Source organism: Thalassobaculum sp., assembly GCF_040219615.1.
GTDB lineage: Bacteria > Pseudomonadota > Alphaproteobacteria > Thalassobaculales > Thalassobaculaceae > Thalassobaculum_A.
This window is the reverse complement of sequence record NZ_JAVJSE010000021.1, coordinates 22,665-39,565: the sequence shown is the minus strand read 5'-3', so window position 1 is coordinate 39,565 and position 16,901 is coordinate 22,665. Positions and strand designations below refer to the sequence as shown.

Sequence of the window (16,901 nt, the reverse complement as noted above, 5' to 3'; positions counted from 1 at the left end):
CTCGACGCCATGGCGGCGGAGCATCAGCGTCCCGTCGGCCTGTGGCATGCCGAGTGGCACGCCCTGCCGCAGCTCTTCGGCCTCGCCTCCGGCGCCTTGCGGGAAGCACGAAACCTCGCCGCCGGCCTGACCGTCGACAAGGCCCGCATGGCGAAGAACCTCGACATCACCGGCGGCATGTTGATGGCTGGAGCAGTCGCTGCCGCCCTTGCACCATCGCTCGGACGCGAGGCCGCGCACCGCCTCGTCGAGACGGCCGCCAGCGCCGCGCGCGACTCCGGTCGTTCGTTTCGTGACATCGTCATCGCCGACAGCCCGGCGAAAGCGCGGCCCGTCGCCGAGGCTGCCTTCGACACCGGCCCCGCCGTCGCGGCGGCCAGCGCGGCTGTTTCCCCGATCGTTGCCGAGGCGAAGACCATCCGCGCCCGCCTCGCCCCCCGAAAAAGGAGCCGCTGACCCGTGCCGACCCTTCTCGCCAACGGCATCGAACATTTTTACGAGAGCAGCGGGCCCGCCAATGCGCCGGTGGTGGTCTTCGCCCATTCGGTCGGCTGCTCGCTCGAAATCTGGGAAGCCCAGGTCGCCGCCCTCGGCGACCGATACCGTTGCATCCGCTACGACATCCGCGGTCACGGCCGGTCGGCCGCGGTCGACATCCCGACCACCATCGACGACCTCGCCGCCGACCTCGGCGGCCTGCTCGACGCGCTTGAGATCGAAAGAGCCCATATCGCCGGCCTGTCGATCGGCGGCATGCTTGGCCAGGCCTTCGCCGTCGCCCATCCGGAGCGGGTGAAGAGCCTGATGCTGGTGTCCACCACTGCCCTCCTGCCGACGCTCGAATTCTGGGCGACCCGCGCCGCGACCGTCCGCGCCGATGGCATGGCCTCGGTCTTCGACGCCGTCATCCCGCGCTGGTTCACGCCCGATTTCATCGATCGCGAACCGGCCATCATCGACGGCTTCCGACAGCGCTTCGCCGCCACGGATGTCGCCGGCTACGCCCGCTGTTGCGAGGCGATCGGCGGCATGGACCTTCGCGAACGCATCGGCGCGATTGCCGCCCCGACGCTGATCGTCGTCGGTGCGGACGATCCGGCAACGCCGCCGGCGATGTCGGAGGACCTCCGCCAGCGGATCCCCCACGCGGAGATGGTGGTGATCCCCGACGCCTCGCATATCGTCTCGGTCGAGAGCCCCGACGCCGTCACCGCGCAGCTCGCCGCCTTCCTCGCCCGCCACGAGCCGGACGCGCCGAACAGCGCCTTCGTGCGGGGGCTGGCGATCCGTCGCGAGGTGCTCGGCGATGCCTATGTCGAGCGGTCGCTGGCGCGGGCCGGCGCCTTCGCGATGCCGTGGCAGGACTTCATCACCCGCCACGCCTGGAACGACGTGTGGGGCGACCCGACTCTGCCACGCAAGACCCGCTCGCTGCTGACACTGGCGATGATGGTCGCCCTTCACCGCGAGGAGGAGTTCAAGATCCACCTGAAGCCGGCGCTCGGTAATGGCGTCAGCCTTGAGGAACTGCGCGCGATGATCCTCCAGACGGGCATCTATGCCGGCATTCCGGCCGGCAATGCCGCGATCCGCTGGGTGCGCGAGGAACTCGGTGACGAGATCGCCGCTTTCGAAGCGCGATCGGACTAGGGAGGCGTCTCTTGGCAGAATTCCTCTCATTGCAGGACGCGGTCGAGGCCAACATCGGCGACGGCGATTTCGTCGCGATGGAGGGCTTCACCCACCTCATCCCTTTTGCCGCCGGCCATGAGGTCATCCGCCAGGGTCGCAAGGACCTGACCGTCAGCCGCATGACCCCCGACCTGATCTACGACCAGTTGATCGGCATGGGCGCCGTCGACAAGCTGGTCTTTTCCTGGGGCGGCAATCCCGGCGTCGGCTCGCTGCACCGCATGCGCGACGCGGTCGAGAACCGCTGGCCCCGGCCACTGGCGATCGAGGAACATTCCCACGCCGCGATGGCCAATGCCTATGAGGCGGGCGCCGCCAACCTGCCCTTCGCCATGTTCCGCGGCTACATCGGCGTCGACCTGCCGAAGGTCAATCCGAGGATCGGCTCGGTCACCTGCCCCTATACCGGCGAGATACTGGCGACTGTCCCAGCCCTCCGACCGGATGTCGCGGTCATCCATGCGCTGCGCGCCGATCGCGCCGGCAACGTCCTGCTTGAGGGTATCGTCGGCGCCCAGAAGGAAGCGGTGCTCGCCGCCCGGCGCTCGATCGTCACGGTCGAGGAAATCGTCGACGACTTCGGCCCGCGTTCGCCGAATGCCGTCATCCTGCCGGCCTGGACCGTCACCGCCATCGCCTTGGTCCCCGGCGGCGCCTATCCGTCCTACGCCCACGGCTACTACAAGCGCGCCAACGCCTTCTACAAGGCCTGGGACGCCATCGCCCGCGACCGCGACACGTTCCGCGCATGGATGCGGAAGAACGTGCTGGAAAAGGGCCCGGACGATTTCCGACAATACGCGGCGCGGGCTGCCTGACCATGACCGAACCCTACACCCCGACTGAAATCATGACCGTCGCCGCCGCCCGGGCGCTGCGCAACGAGGATGTCTGCTTCGTCGGCATCGGCGCGCCGTCCGCGGCCTGCAATCTCGCCCGCCTGACCCACGCGCCGGGCATCACCCTGATCTACGAGTCCGGCACCATCGACACGCGACCGGAGGTCCTGCCGCTGTCGATCGGCGATGGTGAGCTTTGCGAGACGGCGCTGACCACCGTCTCCGTCCCAGAAATGTTTCGCTACTGGCTGCAGGGCGGCCGGGTGACTGTCGGTTTCCTCGGAGGCGCCCAGATCGATCGTTTCGCCAACCTCAACACCACCGTTGTCGGCGCTTATGACAACCCAAAGGTCCGGCTGCCGGGCGGTGGCGGTGCGCCGGAGATCGCCGTCCATTGCGGCGAGATCTTCATCACCATGGCGATGTCGAGACGCGGTTTCGTTGCCAAGCTCCCCTTCGTCACCTCGCTCGGCCACGGCACCGGCAAGGGCAGCCGCGAAGCGCTCGGAGTCAGCACCAAGGGCCCGACCCGACTGATCACCGACCTTTGCGTGCTGGAGCCGGACCAGGAGACAAGCGAGATGTCGGTCGTTTCGCTGCATCCCGGCGTCACCCGCGACCAGCTGCGGGAGAACTGCGGCTGGGACTTGCGCTTCGTCGCCGTTCCCGAGGAGACGCCACCCCCCACTGAGGAGGAACTCGGCGTCCTGCGCGAACTCCACGACCGCACCCGCCGCGCCCATGGAGGCGAAGACGCATGATCCGCAACGTTTTCATCTGCGACACCGCGCGCACGCCCATCGGCCGCTACGGCGGCGCGTTGGCGATGATCCGCCCCGACGATCTCGCAGCGGTGCCCATCCGTGCCCTCCTCGCCAGTCACCCGAGCGTCGGAGAAGCGGTCGACGAAGTCATCCTCGGCTGCGCCAACCAGGCCGGCGAGGACAATCGCAACGTCGCCCGCATGGCGCTGCTGCTTGCCGGCCTGCCCGAAACCGTGCCCGGCACCACGATCAATCGGCTGTGCGCCTCGGGCCTCGATGCGATCGGCTTCGCCGCGCGCGCCATCAAGGCCGGCGAGATGGAGCTCGCGATTGCCGGCGGCGTTGAGTCCATGTCGCGGGCGCCGCTGGCCATGGCCAAGGCCGAGACCGCTTTCCAGCGTTCCGCCGAGATTCACGACACCACCATCGGCTGGCGCTTCATCAACCCGCTGATGAAGGCGCAATACGGTGTGGAGTCCATGCCCGAGACTGGTGAGAATGTCGCCGAGGACTTTCAGGTGAGCCGCGCCGACCAGGACGCCTTCGCGCTCCGCTCCCAGCAGCGCGCCGCCGCGGCCGAAGCCGCCGGCGCCTTTGACGGTCCGGTCGTCGCGGTCGAGGTTCCGGGCCGCAAGGGAGCGACTCTCGTCACCCGCGACGAGCACCCCCGCGCCGACACGACAATAGAGGCCCTGGCTGGGCTCCGGCCGATCGTCCGCGAAGGCGGCACCGTGACCGCCGGGAATTCCTCGGGCGTCAACGATGGCGCAGCCGCCGTGATCGTCGCATCTGCCGATGCGGTCGAGCGCCACGGCCTGACGCCGCTGGTCCGCATCCTCGGCATGGCGACCGCCGGCGTGCCGCCACGCATCCTGGGCATCGGGCCTGTCCCGGCAACCCGCAAGCTGCTCGACCGGCTGGCGCTGCAGACCACGGACCTCGACTTGCTGGAGATCAACGAAGCCTTCGCCAGCCAGTCGCTCGCCTGCCTGCGCCAACTCGGTTTCGCTGACGACTCCGAGCATGTGAACCCGAATGGCGGCGCCATCGCCTTCGGCCATCCGCTTGGCATGTCCGGCGCGCGGATCGCCGCGGAGATTGCCCGGCAACTGCCGAAGCGCGGCGGCCGCTACGGCGTGGCCACCATGTGCGTTGGCGTCGGTCAGGGCGCTGCGATGGCTTTCGAGGCCGTGGCTGGCTGAAAACTCTGCGGGAGGACATTCGATGACCATGCAGTATCCACGCGAGAGCCTGGCCTCCGAGCCGCCCGCCCTCACGCCCGACTACAAGTCGACCATCCTGCGCTCCCCGAAGCGTCCGCTGATCGGCCTCGACCCAACCATCTCGGAACTCAGCGGTCCGGTCTATGGCCGGGAAAGCGTCCTGCCGACCGACAGCGACCTTACCCGTCAGCATTCCGGCGAACCGCTGGGCGAGCGGATCATCGTCTCGGGTCGCGTCATGGACGAAGACGGCCGGCCGCTGCCGAACACGCTCCTGGAGATCTGGCAGGCCAACGCCGCCGGGCGCTACGTCCACAAGGTCGACCAGCACGACGCCCCGCTCGACCCGAACTTCGTGGGCGGCGGGCGCTGCGCGACCGATTCCGAGGGCCGCTATCGGTTCTACACCGTGAAACCCGGCGCCTATCCCTGGGGCAACCACCCCAACGCCTGGCGGCCGAACCACATCCACTTCTCGCTGTTCGGGCCGAGCTACCTGACCCGGCTGGTCACCCAGATGTATTTCCCGGGCGACCCGCTGCTGGATCTCGACCCGATCTTTCTCGGCACGCCCCCGAAGGCGCGCGAGCGGCTGATCTCGAAGTTCTCGATCGACGTTACCGAGCCGGACTTCGCGCTCGGCTATGTGTTCGACATCGTGCTGCGCGGCAGCGCCGCCACCCCGATGGAGGGCTGAGCATGGCCGACCAACCCGCCGAGACCCTGCTGGGGCAGACCCCGTCGCAGACCGTCGGCCCCTACTTCGCCTACGGCCTGACGCCGCAGCAGTACGGCTATCCGCTCGCGGAGATCGCCAGCGGCCGGCTGGCCGGCGACGACGCCGAGGGCCAGCGCATCCGCATCGAGGGCAAGGTCTACGACGGCGCCGGTGCGGCGATCCCGGACGCGATGATCGAGATCTGGCAGGCCGACGCCCAGGGCCGCTACGCGCATCCCGCCGACCCGCGCGGCTCGAACGCCGACTTCCGCGGCTTCGGGCGGTTCGGGACCGGCACCGATGGCGACAGCCGCTTCATCTTCGACACGGTGAAGCCGGGCGCGATCGGCGACGGCCAGGCGCCGCACGTCAACGTCATCGTGTTCATGCGCGGCATCCTCGTGCATGCCTTCACCCGGCTGTACTTCTCCGACGAGGCGGCGGCGAACGCGGCCGACCCGGTGCTGTCGTCGGTGCCGGAGGACCGCCGGCACACCCTGGTCGCCGAGCGCCGCGACGGCCCGACCGGGACCGTATACCGCTTCGACATCCACATGCAGGGCGCCGACGAGACGGTGTTCTTCGACGTGTGAGCGATTTCGGCGCAACGAGTTCGGCCCGTCGCTCCGTAGGTTCCGGCTCCACGCCGCCTGCGGCGGCCCGGTCCGGAATGACGACAGGAAGGATGAGACGCAGGATGCTTGTCCCCCGCAGTCGGCTCGAGGAACGCCGACCTCCACCCTCTACCGTCATTCCGGACGGGCGCGCCGTCCCCGGCGCGCCCGAGCCGGAGCCCACCCGCCGCTCCGCCGTGCATGACGATCGTCGCGGCAGCGCTTGAAGGAGCCCGCCATGCCAACGCCCTGCATCATTACCGTCGCGATCACCGGCTCGCTGCCGACCAAGAAGGACAACCCGGCGGTGCCGATCACCGTCGCCGAGCAGGTGGAGTCGACCCAGGAGGCGTTCGAGGCCGGCGCCACCCTGGCGCACTGCCATGTCCGCAACGACGACGGCACCCCGACCTCGGACCCGGAGCGTTTCGGGCGGCTGGTAGAGGGCCTGCGCAAGCACTGCCCGGGCATGATCGTGCAGTTGTCGACCGGTGGCCGCTCCGGCGCCGGGCGCGAGCGCGGCGGCATGCTGCCGCTGCGACCGGACATGGCGTCGCTGTCGACCGGATCGGTGAACTTCCCGACCCGGGTCTACGAGAACGCCCCCGACCTGGTCGACTGGCTGGCCGACGAGATGCTGGCATACGACGTCAAGCCGGAGATCGAGGCCTTCGACCTGTCGATGATCTTCCAGGCCGTGAAGATGGCCGAGGCCGGGCGGATCAGGGCGCCGCTGCACGTCCAGTTCGTGATGGGCGTGAAGAACGCCATGCCGGTCGACCGGCCGACCTTCGAGTTCTACGTGGCGACCCTGCAGCGGCTGGCGCCGGACGCCACCTGGACCGGCGCCGGCATCGGCAAGGACCAGATCACCCTGAACCGCTGGTCGCTGGAGCTGGGCGGGCACTGCCGAACCGGGCTGGAAGACAACGTCCGGATGGACCGCGAGACCCTGGCGCCGTCGAACGCCGCCCTGGTCCGCCGGGTGGTCGAGCTGTGCCCGGAATACGGCCGCCGCCCGGCCACCGTGGCCGAGGCGCGGTCGCTGCTGTCGCTGCCCGCCGCCGCCTGAGCGCCATGGTCAGCGCCTACGACTCCCGGATCCTCGGCCCGCTGTTCGGCGACCCCGATACCGCCCGGCTGTTCGAGGACGCCGCCGCGGTCCGGGCGATGGCCGAGGCCGAGGCCGCGCTGGCCCGCGCCGAGGCCGGGCTGGGGATCGTCCCGGTCGAGGCCGCTCGCCGGATCACCGATGCTGCCGCAAGCTTCGCCGCCGACCTGGATGCGCTCGGCGTCGGCACCGAGCAGTCGGGCGTGCCGGTGATCGAGTTCGTGCGCCAGTTCCGCGCCCATGTCGGCAGCGACGCGGCGCAATGGGTGCACTGGGGCGCGACCAGCCAGGACATCGTCGACACCGCCCTGGTCCTGCAGCTGCGCGACGCGCTGGCGGTGATCGCCGGTCGGCTGGACCGGGTGATCGCTGGCCTGGCGGCCCTCGCCGACGCCCACCGCGCCACGGTGATGGCGGCCCGTACCCGCTACCAGCAGGCCTTGCCGACCAGCTTCGGGCTGAAATGCGCCGGCTGGCTGCTGCCGCTGGTGCGCTGCCGCGAGCGGCTGCCGGCCCTGCGGCTGCGCCTGCTGGCGGTGCAGTTCGGCGGCGCCGCCGGCACCCTGGCGGCGCTCGACGACCGGGGCGTGGCGGTGATGGAGGCGATGGCGGCCGAGCTCGACCTGGCCTGCCCGCCGGGCCCCTGGCACGCCCAGCGCGACGGCATCGCCGAGTTCGGCTCCTGGCTGTCGCTGGTGACCGGCGCGCTCGGCAAGCTCGGCCAGGACGCGGTGCTGCTGGCGCAGACCGAGGTCGGCGAGATCGACGAGAGCGCCGGCGGCGACCGCGGCGGCTCCAGCACCATGCCGCAGAAGGCCAACCCGGTGACCGGCGAGGCGCTGGCCGCGGCCGCCCGCCTGACTGCCGGCCTGCTCGGCACCCTGCACCAGGCGCAGATCCAGGAGCACGAGCGCGGCGGGGTCGGCTGGCAGATGGAATGGGCCACCTTGCCGACCATGGTGGTGGCCACCGGATCGGCCCTGGCCAAGACCGAGGCCCTGCTCGGCCGGCTGGCGGTATCCGCCGACCGCATGCGCGCCAATCTCGGCCCCGGCGACGGGCTGATCCTGGCCGAGGCGGCGACCTTCGCGCTGGCCGTCCACATGCCGCGGCCGGCGGCGCAGGCCCTGGTGAAGGAGGCGGCCCGCGCCGTGACCGCCGGCGGCGGACACCTGGTGGACGCGCTCAAAGAGCGGACCGAGGCGGCGGTCGACTGGGACCGGCTGCGCGATCCGGCCTGCTATCTGGGGTCCAACGACCTGCTGATCGACCGGGCCCTGGCGGCGGCCCGGGGCTGACGGTCAGGCCGACCGCTCGCCGCCCTCGCCCAGCCGGATGGTCATGCGCACCAGCTCGGCCAGCGAACGGGCCTGCATCTTCTCCATCACATTGGCCCGGTGCACCTCGACGGTGCGCTGGCTGATCCCGAGGTCGAACGCGATCTGCTTGTTCAGCCGGCCGTCGACCATCGCCTCCAGCACCTGCAGCTCGCGGGCGCTCAGGATGTCGTAGCGGGCCTTCACGCTGACCCGCTCGGCCTGCTCGCGCAGCCGTTCGGCGCAGGTCTCGAACGCCCGCCTGACCACGTCAAGCAGGTGGGCGTTGTCGACCGGCTTCTCGATGAATTCGTAGGCGCCCTCGCGCATCGCCTGGATGGCGATCGGCACGTCGGCATGGGCCGTGATCATGACCACCGGCACGACCACCCCGCGCTTGTTGAGCTCCGCCTGCAGGTCCAGCCCGCTCATCCCCGGCATGCGGATGTCGAGCAGGATGCAGCCCGGCCGGTCCGGGTCGAACGCGTCGAGGAACTGCCGTGCCGAGGCGAAGCTCTCGGCGGCGATGCCGGCGGACCCGAGCAGCCCGGCCATCATCTCGCGGTTCAGCTGAATATCGTCGACCACATAGGCGCATGGCCCATCGGTCTCCCTGCCGCCTTCCGGCCCGACTGTATCCGCGGTCACACACCCAACCCCGTTCCGAAACCGGCCCGGCCACGCCTGTGCCCAGCCTCGACCCGAGTATACGCGGCACACTGTGGAAGTCCGCAATTGTCGAATGCCCCACGCCGGCGCGACGCTCATGCTGCAACCGTTTGGTGTCGCCACCCCAATGCCAGTACGCACCGCCCTGATCGCGGACGACTGCTCGATCACCCGCGAGATGCATGCGGGCCTGCTTCACAGCCTGGGATACACCGTGATCGCGGTGAGTTCCGGCTCGGCGGCGGCCAACGAGACCCGGCTGGCGATCGAGACGCACGGGCAGGTCTTCGACCTCACATTGCTGGACTTCGACATGCCCGGCGGCGACGGACCGAGTGCCGCCCGGGCGATCCGCGAATCGCTGTCGGGCCGGGTGCCGGGCGTTATGGTCTGCGTGACCAGTCATGCACGGGACCAGGTCGCAGCGCTCTGCAGTGCCGCCGGGTTCGACGGGATCGTGAGCAAACCCCTGGAGATCGAAGCGCTGACGGCCCTGCTCGGGGCCCGTCGCGCGGACTAGTCCGGCAGTCGCCTGCCCGGCAGCGACTGCCGGCCGTGGATCGCGTCCCACCGGCGCTGCGCGGCATCCAGGACCCGCATCGCCGGCAGCACCGAGCGGCCCGGCACGGCCGGCGGCCGGCCTTCCCGGACCGCCGTGACGAAGTCGCGGGTAACCAGCGCCAGGTTGTCCTTCTCGGCCGCCACCGCCACCGGGCCGTCGCCGGTCACCATCTGGTTGCGCAGGATGTCGAGGCGGTAGGACTGCCGGTCCGTGACGATCATCGAATCGTAGACCCGCTCGCGCGAATGGTAGGACCCGCTGACCAGCAGGGTCTGGTTGCGCGGAGTCTCGATCGACAGGATGCACTCCATCGGGATGCCGGTCTGCGGGTGCAGCGGCCCCAGGAAGCTGTAGGCGAGCTCGCCCTCGAAATCGAGCAGCCACAGGCCGAGATCGACGAAGTGCGCGAAGTGGTGCCACAGGATGTTGTCGGTCCAGCTGCGGTGGTAGCCGGTGGCGCCGACATTCGACAGCCGATGAATGTAGAACCGCCCGGTAATGTGCCGGATCGGATCGGTCCCGGCCAGCGCCGCCGCCCGGATCGGCGCGTATTCCGGCTGCAGGCGCATCGGGTGGACCAGCCCGAACGGGACCTTGGCCGCCTCGGCCGCCGCCACCACCGCCTCGGACTCCTCCAGCGTCATGGCGATCGGGATTTCCAGCAGGGTCGGCTTGCCGGCGGCGATCGATTTCAGGGCGAATGCCGGGTGGGTCTCGCTCGGCGAGGCGACGATGACCAGGTCGACCTCGGGGTCGGCCAGCGCCTCGTCCAGATCGACCGTCCAGCGGGCATAGCCGTAGCGCTCGGCGAACTCGCGCGCGGCCTCCGGCCGCCGTCCGACCAGGGTGTGCAGGCGGACGTCCTGGCCCTGCAGGGCGTCGCTGTGCCAGACCCCCATCATGCCGTAGCCGACCATGCAGATGTTCACGACGTCCCTCCCCTTCCCGCGCTCAGGCGGCGTTGGCCGTCCCGGCGCCGAGCGACCGGATCAACGTGCCCAGGCGGTCCATCTGGTCCGGATTCAGGTCGAGCAACGGCGGCCGCACCGGCCCCGCGTCACGCCCGACCAGCCTGGCCCCGGCCTTCACGATGCTGACCGCATAGCCCCTGGCCTCGTCCCGGATCGCGATATAGGGCAGGAAGAAATCGGTGAGCAGCCGCCCCACCGTCTCGCCGTCGCCGCGGCGCAGGGCGGCGTAGAAGGTCAGCGCCGTCTCCGGGATGAAGTTGAAGACCGCGGACGAGTAGGTCGTCACGCCCATGGCGTCGTACGCCTCGGCATAGACCTCGGCGGTCGGCAGGCCGCCGACATAGACCACGCGATCGCCGAGGCGCCGGCGCACCCTGACCATGCGCTCGATATCGCCGGAGCCGTCCTTGTAGCCGATCAGGTTCGGGCAGGCCTCCGCCAGCCGCGCCACGGTCTCCGCGGCGAACAGGCAGTTGTCCCGGTTGTAGACGATCACGCCGATCTTCACGGCGTCGCAGATCGCCTTGATGTGCCGGAACAGTCCCTCCTGCTCGGCGGTGATCAGGTACTGCGGCAGCACCAGCAGCCCGTCGGCGCCGGCCGCCTCGGCCGCCTCGGCCATCTCGACCGCCAGCCGGGTGCCGTATCCGACCCCGGCGATGATCGGGGTACGGCCGCGGCAGACCTGCACCGCGGTCTCGACGATCGCCGGATACTCGCCGGGGGTCAGGGAGAACATCTCGCCGGTCCCGCCGGCGGCGAACAGCGCGGCGGCGCCGTAGCCGCCGAGCCAGTCGAGCCTGGCGGCGTAGCCGTCGCGGTCGAACGAAAGGTCCGGGGCGAAGTCGGTGACCGGAAACGACAGGAGTCCCGATCCGACCTGCAGCTTCAGCTCCTCGGGTGTCGAGGCCATCGACTCATCTCCGTTTCTGCGAAGTCATCTCATCATGTCATATGATGTCTTCGCATGCACGTCGAGTGATGATGTCGAGTCGCCGCGACGTCAGCCGTCGACCGTGGAGACCAGGTTTGCGTAGCGGTCGCGGCCGCGGGTCAGGTGCCGGCCCATGGCCCGGCGCGCCGCGGCACCGTCCCGGGCTTCGATCGCCGTGACGATCTGGTGATGCTCGCGCGCCACCTTCTGCAGGTAGCGGGTCATCTCCTCCGACGACGACACCTGCACCCGCACGGTCTGCCGCGGGATGATGTGGTAGCCGAGGAACTCCAGGAACGACGAGAAGTACGGGTTGCCGGTCGCCTTGCAGATCGCCTTGTGGAACTGGAAGTCGGCCGCCACCGCGTCGCCGCTCGCGATCGCCGCGTCGAACGCCTCGACCGCCTGGTGGATCGCCTTCAGGTCCGCCTCGCCGCGCCGCTCCGCCGCCAGCCCGGCCGCCTCGATCTCGACGCTGCGCCGCAGTTCCATGATCGCCAGCACGCCCTCGACCGTCTCGGCACCGTCGGCGTCGAGGCGGAACGGCCGCCGACGCTTGTCGCCGACCACGAACACCCCCGCTCCCTGCCGGGATTCCACGAGCCCTTCGGCCCGCAGCGCCGCGATCGCCTCGCGCACCACCGTCCGGCTGACACCGAAGGCGGCGATCATCTCCTGCTCGGTCGGCAGCTTCTCCGCCGGCACGAGTTCGCCGCTGCGGATCCGGGCTGCCAGGGTGGCCGTCAGTTCCTCGGTGAGGTTCCGGGCCGGCGGCAAGGGGGAGAACTTGGGCATCGTCATCGTCGCGTCGTCGCCCCACCACTCAAGAGGTCAGTATCGGATTCCCGGATATTGAAGGCTGGGGATCCACAAGGTCAGAGCCGGGATATACGTCACCAGCAACAATACCACCAGCATTGCGAGCCAGAACGGCCAAAGAGTCTTCGAGACCTTCTCGATCGAGACCTTGCCGATCGCGCATCCGACGAACAGCGTCGTCCCGACCGGCGGGGTCAGCAGGCCGATCGACAGGTTCAGCATCATGACGATTCCGAACTGCACCTCGCTCATCCCCATCGACTTCACGAGCGGCAGCAGGATCGGCGTGCAGATCAGGATCAGCGGCGCCATGTCCATGAAAGTGCCGAGAACCAGCAGCATCACGTTGATCATGATCAGCAGCACGATCTTGTTGTCCGAAAGCGACTGCAGGAACTCGGTCGCCTTCAACGGGATCTGCATCAGCGTCATCAGGTAGGCGAAGCCGGCCGCGAAGCCGATCACGATCATCACCATCGCGACGGTCTTGACCACGCTGTGCAGCAGCTGCGGAAGCTGCGCCCAGGTGTAGTCGCGATAGATGAACATGGTCACGAAGAACGCCCAGACCACGGCGACCGCGGCCGATTCGGTCGGCGTGAAGATGCCGCCGACCACGCCCCCGACGATGATTCCGATCGTCAGCAGGCCGGCCACCGCCTCCCAGGCCGTCTTGAGCGCCTGGCGCAGCGGCACCAACTCGCCCTTCGGATAGCCGCGCCGGACCGAGATGATGTAGGACAGGATCATCAGGGACAGGCCGATCATGATTCCGGGAATGATCCCGGCCAGGAACAGCTGGGCGATCGACACCGTGCCGCCGGCCGCGAGCGCGTAGATGATGGCGTTGTGGCTGGGTGGGATCACCACCCCCTGGGTCGAGGAGGTGATGGTGACGTTGACCGCGAAGGTGTCGTCGTAGCCGTGCTTCTTCATCATCGGGATCAGGATCGACCCGATCGACGAGGTGTCGGCGACCGACGAGCCGGAGATCCCGCCGAAGAACATCGAGGCCAGGATGTTCACCATCGCCAGGCCGCCGCGCATGAAGCCGACGCAGACGTTGGCGAGGTTGACCAGCCGCCACGCCATGCCGCCCTCGGCCATCAGCGCGCCGGCCAGGATGAAGAACGGGATCGCCAGCAGCGCGAAGTTGTCGACCCCGTCGGACACCTTCAGCAGCACCGCCTCGAGCGGCAGGTCGACGTAGAATGCGGTAAGCAGCGAGGAGATCCCGAGCGCATAGGCGACCGGGGTGCCCATGGCGATCAGCCCGAGCAGGCTGCCGATCAGCAGGATCGGACCGACGTCGCCGCCCATCAGATCGTCCTCCCCGTGATGTCGCCGCCGGCAGGGGGAGTGCCCGGCAGTTCGACGGTGCCGCGCGACTCCGGCGCCACCAGCGCCTTCTCGATGACGAACAGCAGGGTCACCAGGCCGCCGAGCGGGATCGCGGTGTAGACCACGCCGACCCGCACATATTCGAACTCGGGATAGGACTGGAACAGGGTGGCGTCGACGAGGTTGGCGCCGAACACGACCATGAAAACGGAAACCCCGGCCATCAGCAGGTCGATCACGCCCCGCAGGATGCGGCCCATGAGGGGCGGCACCGCGTTCTCGACGATTTCGAGCCTGAGATGCGCGTTGGCGCGGTAGCAGACCGCCGCCCCGTAGAAGGTCAGCTGGATCGCCAGGAAGATCGAGATCGGTTCGGAGTAGAAGGCACCGATGTGCAGCACGTAGCGGGAGAATACCCCGGTCGCGATCAGGACCGTCATGGCGACGACCGACGCGCAGCAGATGAAGGCGCAGGCCAGGTAGAGCTTATCCATGGCCGCGACATAGCGGTCTCGCATGTTCCGTCCCCGTCGAGCGAACCGGATGGGCGGGACGGCCGATCGCCGTCCCGCCCGATGGTGGTCAACAGGTGGCGCCTACTTGATCGCGGCGGCGCGCTTGATCAGGTCGGTGAACTTCTCGCCGAACTTCATGCGCACCGGCTCGGTCGCCGCGATGAACGGCCCCTTGTCGATGTCGGTGATGACCTCGTAGCCCATGGCCTTGACGGCTTCGAGCGACTTCTTCTCGCGCGCCGCCCACAGCTCGCGCTCCTTCTCGACCGCCAGCACCGAGGCCTTGCGGATCAGCTGCTGGTCCATCGGCGACAGCTTGTCCCAGACCTTCTTCGAGAACACGAAGATCTCCGGCACCATCAGGTGCTCGGTCAGGGTGTAGTACTTGGCGACCTCGTAGTGCTTGCCCGACTCGTAGGACGGCGGATTGTTCTCGGCGCCGTCGACCACGCCGGTCTGCAGCGAGGTGTAGAGCTCGCTGAACGAGATCGGCAGGCCGTTGCCGCCCATCGAGTTGACCATCTCGATGAAGATCGGGTTCTGCATGACCCGGATCTTCAGGCCCTTGAGGTCCTCGATCGACTTGATCGGCTTGGAGTTGTTGTAGAACGACCGCGACCCGGCATCCATGTAGCCGAGACCGATCAGGCCACCCTTCTCCAGCTTGTTCAGCAGCTCGGTGCCGATCTCGCCGTCGACCACCTTGTGCATGTGGTCGACGCTGCGGAAGAAGTAAGGCAGGTTGAACGCGTTGAACTCCTCGACGATCGGGCCGACCACGCCGACGCTGACGCGGGTCATCTCGAGCGCGCCGAGCTGGGCCTGCTCAAGTGCCTCCTTCTCGCCGCCGAGCTGCATCGAGTGGAAGATCTTGATCTTCATCCGCCCGGCGGTCCAGGTGTCGAGCAGGTCGCCCATGTACTGGATGGCATCCGTCGTCGGATAGCCCATCGGGTGCACGTCGCTGGACTTGATCTCCAGGGCCTGGACGGCCGGGGCCGCGAGGACGGAGCCCGCGACCAGGGTCGCGGCGAGGCTGCGGCGCAGGCCGCGGAATGGAATCACTGTCACGGATTGGTCCTCCCTATCGCTTTTTTGCTTTGTTCCGCCGGTCCGCCTTGCGGCGGTCCGACCCCTCCGGCGCCGGTTGCACCAGCGGTTAAATTCATCATATAACCGTACTAGTTGGCCGGACGCAACACGGGAGAATTGCGTGCCCAAGACCATTCTCGTCACCGGTGCCGCCGGTGGCGTCGCGGGCTATCTCCGGCGCGAGTTCGGGCAGGTCTATGCCCTCGTCCTGTCCGACCTCCGGATCATCGACGACCTGGGGTCGAACGAGCGGTTCCAGGCCGCCGACCTCGGCGACATCGACGCCCTTCGCGCCCTGATGCCGGGCATCGACGCCGTCGTGCATCTCGGCGGGCAGTCGGTCGAAGGCCCCTGGGACGCCGTGCTCGACCGCAACATCGTCGGCGCCTACAACCTGTTCGAGGCGGCCCGGCTGGAAGGCGTGAACCGGGTCGTGTTCGCCAGTTCCTGCCATGCCGTCGGCTTCTACCGGCTCGACGAGACGATCTCGGCCGACGCCTATTTCAAGCCGGACTCGCGCTACGGGGTCAGCAAGGTGTTCGGCGAGGCGCTCGGCGCCCTGTATGCCGACAAATACGGCTTCGACGTGCTGTCGATCCGCATCGGCAACGTCGCCGAGCGCCCGGTCGACCGCCGCCGCCTGACGTCCTGGCTGAGCCCGCGCGACCTGGCGCAGCTGGTGCGGATCGGCATCGAGACGCCGCGCATCGGCCACCAGGTGGTGTTCGGCATGTCGCGCAACACCGGCTCCTGCTGGGACAACGCCGCCGCCTACCGCCTCGGCTATGCGCCGCAGGACGACTCGATGGATCATGCGGACTCGATCGACCGCTCGCCGCCCGACCCGGGCGATCCGGCCCAGGTCTACCAGGGCGGCCCGTTCGTGCTGGCCGAGACCGGCGGCGATCCCTGGAAGCGGTAACCCCGCGCACTCAAATCGACATTTCGTTGCCGGTTGCCCGCAACGTCGCGGGCCGTTACGGGTTTCCTCCTGAGCCGGACTGATCCGGATCGATGAAACGCGCGGGCGGACGCTTCTGAACGATGCACATCGCGGCCCCCCTTCGAACCTCGCTGGTCGTCGCCTGCGGCCTGTGGCTGGCGTTCGCGGCTCCCCCGGCCTTCGCGCAGACCCAGCAGGTCCTCCAGGCCCAGGAGCGCCTGGAGGCTCTCGGCCTGTCGCCCGGCCCGATCGACGGGGTCATGGGCGACCGGACCCGTGAGGCTCTGCGCGCGTTCCAGCGCAGGCGCGACCTGCCGGTCACCGGCGAGTTGGACTGGCAGACCGGGACCGCCCTGGCGGCCACCGTGCGGACCGCCCCCGCCGGCTCCTCGGCGCCGGTGCCGCGGGCAGTCCCGGTGCCCGACATCGCCATCAGCGCACTGCCGGCGCCCGGGACCGTTCAGGCTGTGCCGGACGAGCCCGCCGCGTCGGTGGTTGCGTCGGCGGACACACCGGAGCCCGCGGCCGGGGCCGGCGCGGCCGATGTCTCCGCGGATTCTCTGGGAGCGGCGACGGCGGTCCGGAATGAGGGCCGGGACCAGGTGGCCGCGCCGCCCCCGGCCCGGCAATCCGGCGGCGACACCGTGCGCCACGGGCTGATCGCGGGCCTCGGGCTGGTCGCGGCCGGGGCGGCGGCGACCATGGTCTGGTGGCTCCGCTGGTGGTCAGGTTCGCCGAAGCCAGGCGGCAACCAGGACCAGGACGCCGGATAGGGCCG

Annotated in this window: 18 protein-coding genes and 1 pseudogene; 12 read left to right on the top strand and 7 right to left on the bottom strand. The window is 69.1% G+C overall.

Going from position 1 to position 16,901, the window contains the following annotated elements; genetic code table 11:
• From RIC31_RS12695 to pcaB, 9 genes and pseudogenes are all read left to right on the top strand, one after another.
• Positions 1–456: pseudogene (locus tag RIC31_RS12695) on the top strand (hypothetical protein); the annotation flags it as partial.
• 3 nt (positions 457–459) lie between these two features.
• Complete coding sequence (pcaDC, locus tag RIC31_RS12690; RefSeq protein WP_350107680.1) at positions 460–1,650, top strand: bifunctional 3-oxoadipate enol-lactonase/4-carboxymuconolactone decarboxylase PcaDC; 1,191 nt, start codon at positions 460–462, stop codon at positions 1,648–1,650.
• Between the two features lie 11 nt (positions 1,651–1,661).
• On the top strand, positions 1,662–2,510 hold the full coding sequence (locus RIC31_RS12685; protein ID WP_350107677.1) for a CoA transferase subunit A: 849 nt from the start codon (positions 1,662–1,664) through the stop codon (positions 2,508–2,510).
• A gap of 2 nt (positions 2,511–2,512) precedes the next feature.
• Positions 2,513–3,292 carry a CoA-transferase subunit beta gene (locus RIC31_RS12680; protein WP_350107674.1) on the top strand — a complete coding sequence of 260 codons (780 nt, stop codon included), beginning with the start codon at positions 2,513–2,515 and terminating at the stop codon, positions 3,290–3,292.
• The gene (pcaF, locus tag RIC31_RS12675) at positions 3,292–4,497 is read left to right on the top strand and encodes a 3-oxoadipyl-CoA thiolase (RefSeq protein ID WP_350107683.1); all 1,206 of its coding nucleotides are present in this window, start codon (positions 3,292–3,294) and stop codon (positions 4,495–4,497) included. Before RIC31_RS12680 ends, pcaF begins: the two co-directional genes overlap by 1 nt.
• 22 nt (positions 4,498–4,519) lie before the next feature.
• A complete protein-coding gene (gene pcaH, locus RIC31_RS12670; protein WP_350107671.1) occupies positions 4,520–5,215 on the top strand; it encodes a protocatechuate 3,4-dioxygenase subunit beta in 696 nt (231 codons plus the stop codon).
• Positions 5,216–5,217: 2 nt separating this feature from the next.
• Positions 5,218–5,829: a protocatechuate 3,4-dioxygenase subunit alpha gene (gene pcaG / locus RIC31_RS12665; protein WP_350107668.1), complete on the top strand. Its 612-nt coding sequence runs from the start codon at positions 5,218–5,220 to the stop codon at positions 5,827–5,829.
• A 259-nt stretch (positions 5,830–6,088) separates the two neighbouring features.
• On the top strand, positions 6,089–6,922 hold the full coding sequence (locus RIC31_RS12660) for a 3-oxoadipate:acetyl-CoA acetyltransferase (RefSeq protein WP_350107665.1): 834 nt from the start codon (positions 6,089–6,091) through the stop codon (positions 6,920–6,922).
• Positions 6,923–6,927: 5 nt separating this feature from the next.
• Positions 6,928–8,259, top strand: a complete 1,332-nt coding sequence (gene pcaB / locus RIC31_RS12655; RefSeq protein WP_350107662.1) for a 3-carboxy-cis,cis-muconate cycloisomerase — start codon at positions 6,928–6,930, stop codon at positions 8,257–8,259.
• Positions 8,260–8,262: 3 nt separating this feature from the next.
• Here the strand turns inward: pcaB and RIC31_RS12650 are convergent, their stop codons facing one another.
• Positions 8,263–8,925: a response regulator transcription factor gene (locus RIC31_RS12650; RefSeq protein ID WP_350107659.1), complete on the bottom strand. Its 663-nt coding sequence runs from the start codon at positions 8,923–8,925 to the stop codon at positions 8,263–8,265.
• 148 nt (positions 8,926–9,073) lie between these two features.
• Between RIC31_RS12650 and RIC31_RS12645 the strand changes: the two genes are divergently transcribed.
• A complete protein-coding gene (locus RIC31_RS12645) occupies positions 9,074–9,466 on the top strand; it encodes a response regulator (RefSeq protein WP_350107656.1) in 393 nt (130 codons plus the stop codon).
• Here RIC31_RS12645 and RIC31_RS12640 read toward each other — a convergent pair.
• The 6 genes from RIC31_RS12640 to RIC31_RS12615 all read right to left on the bottom strand — a co-directional run bounded on the left by RIC31_RS12640 (position 9,463) and on the right by RIC31_RS12615 (position 15,159).
• Positions 9,463–10,437, bottom strand: a complete 975-nt coding sequence (locus RIC31_RS12640; RefSeq protein ID WP_350107653.1) for a Gfo/Idh/MocA family protein — start codon at positions 10,435–10,437, stop codon at positions 9,463–9,465. The genes RIC31_RS12645 and RIC31_RS12640 overlap by 4 nt on opposite strands.
• 22 nt (positions 10,438–10,459) lie before the next feature.
• The gene (kdgD, locus tag RIC31_RS12635) at positions 10,460–11,392 is read right to left on the bottom strand and encodes a 5-dehydro-4-deoxyglucarate dehydratase (protein ID WP_350107650.1); all 933 of its coding nucleotides are present in this window, start codon (positions 11,390–11,392) and stop codon (positions 10,460–10,462) included.
• A gap of 90 nt (positions 11,393–11,482) precedes the next feature.
• Positions 11,483–12,214 carry a FadR/GntR family transcriptional regulator gene (locus RIC31_RS12630; protein ID WP_350107647.1) on the bottom strand — a complete coding sequence of 244 codons (732 nt, stop codon included), beginning with the start codon at positions 12,212–12,214 and terminating at the stop codon, positions 11,483–11,485.
• A 30-nt stretch (positions 12,215–12,244) separates the two neighbouring features.
• On the bottom strand, positions 12,245–13,552 hold the full coding sequence (locus tag RIC31_RS12625) for a TRAP transporter large permease (RefSeq protein WP_350107644.1): 1,308 nt from the start codon (positions 13,550–13,552) through the stop codon (positions 12,245–12,247).
• On the bottom strand, positions 13,552–14,091 hold the full coding sequence (locus RIC31_RS12620; protein ID WP_350107641.1) for a TRAP transporter small permease: 540 nt from the start codon (positions 14,089–14,091) through the stop codon (positions 13,552–13,554). Before RIC31_RS12620 ends, RIC31_RS12625 begins: the two co-directional genes overlap by 1 nt.
• Before the next feature lie 78 nt (positions 14,092–14,169).
• Complete coding sequence (locus RIC31_RS12615) at positions 14,170–15,159, bottom strand: TRAP transporter substrate-binding protein (RefSeq protein ID WP_350107634.1); 990 nt, start codon at positions 15,157–15,159, stop codon at positions 14,170–14,172.
• A gap of 142 nt (positions 15,160–15,301) precedes the next feature.
• Between RIC31_RS12615 and RIC31_RS12610 the strand changes: the two genes are divergently transcribed.
• Together RIC31_RS12610 and RIC31_RS12605 are read left to right on the top strand one after the other, a co-directional pair.
• Positions 15,302–16,102 (top strand): NAD-dependent epimerase/dehydratase family protein, encoded by an 801-nt coding sequence (locus RIC31_RS12610; RefSeq protein WP_350107631.1) that lies wholly within the window; start codon positions 15,302–15,304, stop codon positions 16,100–16,102.
• A gap of 122 nt (positions 16,103–16,224) precedes the next feature.
• A complete protein-coding gene (locus tag RIC31_RS12605; protein WP_350107628.1) occupies positions 16,225–16,896 on the top strand; it encodes a peptidoglycan-binding domain-containing protein in 672 nt (223 codons plus the stop codon).
• Positions 16,897–16,901 lie beyond the last annotated feature (5 nt).

What these genes read in the sequence shown, in the direction of transcription:
- RIC31_RS12680 (WP_350107674.1), top strand. Translation starts at nt 2,513, where the DNA reads ATGACCGAACCCTACACCCCGACTGAAATCATGACCGTCGCCGCCGCC.
- pcaH (WP_350107671.1), top strand. Translation starts at nt 4,520, where the DNA reads ATGACCATGCAGTATCCACGCGAGAGCCTGGCCTCCGAGCCGCCCGCC.
- pcaG (WP_350107668.1), top strand. Translation starts at nt 5,218, where the DNA reads ATGGCCGACCAACCCGCCGAGACCCTGCTGGGGCAGACCCCGTCGCAG.
- RIC31_RS12660 (WP_350107665.1), top strand. Translation starts at nt 6,089, where the DNA reads ATGCCAACGCCCTGCATCATTACCGTCGCGATCACCGGCTCGCTGCCG.
- pcaB (WP_350107662.1), top strand. Translation starts at nt 6,928, where the DNA reads ATGGTCAGCGCCTACGACTCCCGGATCCTCGGCCCGCTGTTCGGCGAC.
- RIC31_RS12645 (WP_350107656.1), top strand. Translation starts at nt 9,074, where the DNA reads ATGCCAGTACGCACCGCCCTGATCGCGGACGACTGCTCGATCACCCGC.
- kdgD (WP_350107650.1), bottom strand. Translation starts at nt 11,392, where the DNA reads ATGGCCTCGACACCCGAGGAGCTGAAGCTGCAGGTCGGATCGGGACTC.
- RIC31_RS12630 (WP_350107647.1), bottom strand. Translation starts at nt 12,214, where the DNA reads ATGACGATGCCCAAGTTCTCCCCCTTGCCGCCGGCCCGGAACCTCACC.
- RIC31_RS12625 (WP_350107644.1), bottom strand. Translation starts at nt 13,552, where the DNA reads ATGGGCGGCGACGTCGGTCCGATCCTGCTGATCGGCAGCCTGCTCGGG.
- RIC31_RS12620 (WP_350107641.1), bottom strand. Translation starts at nt 14,091, where the DNA reads ATGCGAGACCGCTATGTCGCGGCCATGGATAAGCTCTACCTGGCCTGC.
- RIC31_RS12605 (WP_350107628.1), top strand. Translation starts at nt 16,225, where the DNA reads ATGCACATCGCGGCCCCCCTTCGAACCTCGCTGGTCGTCGCCTGCGGC.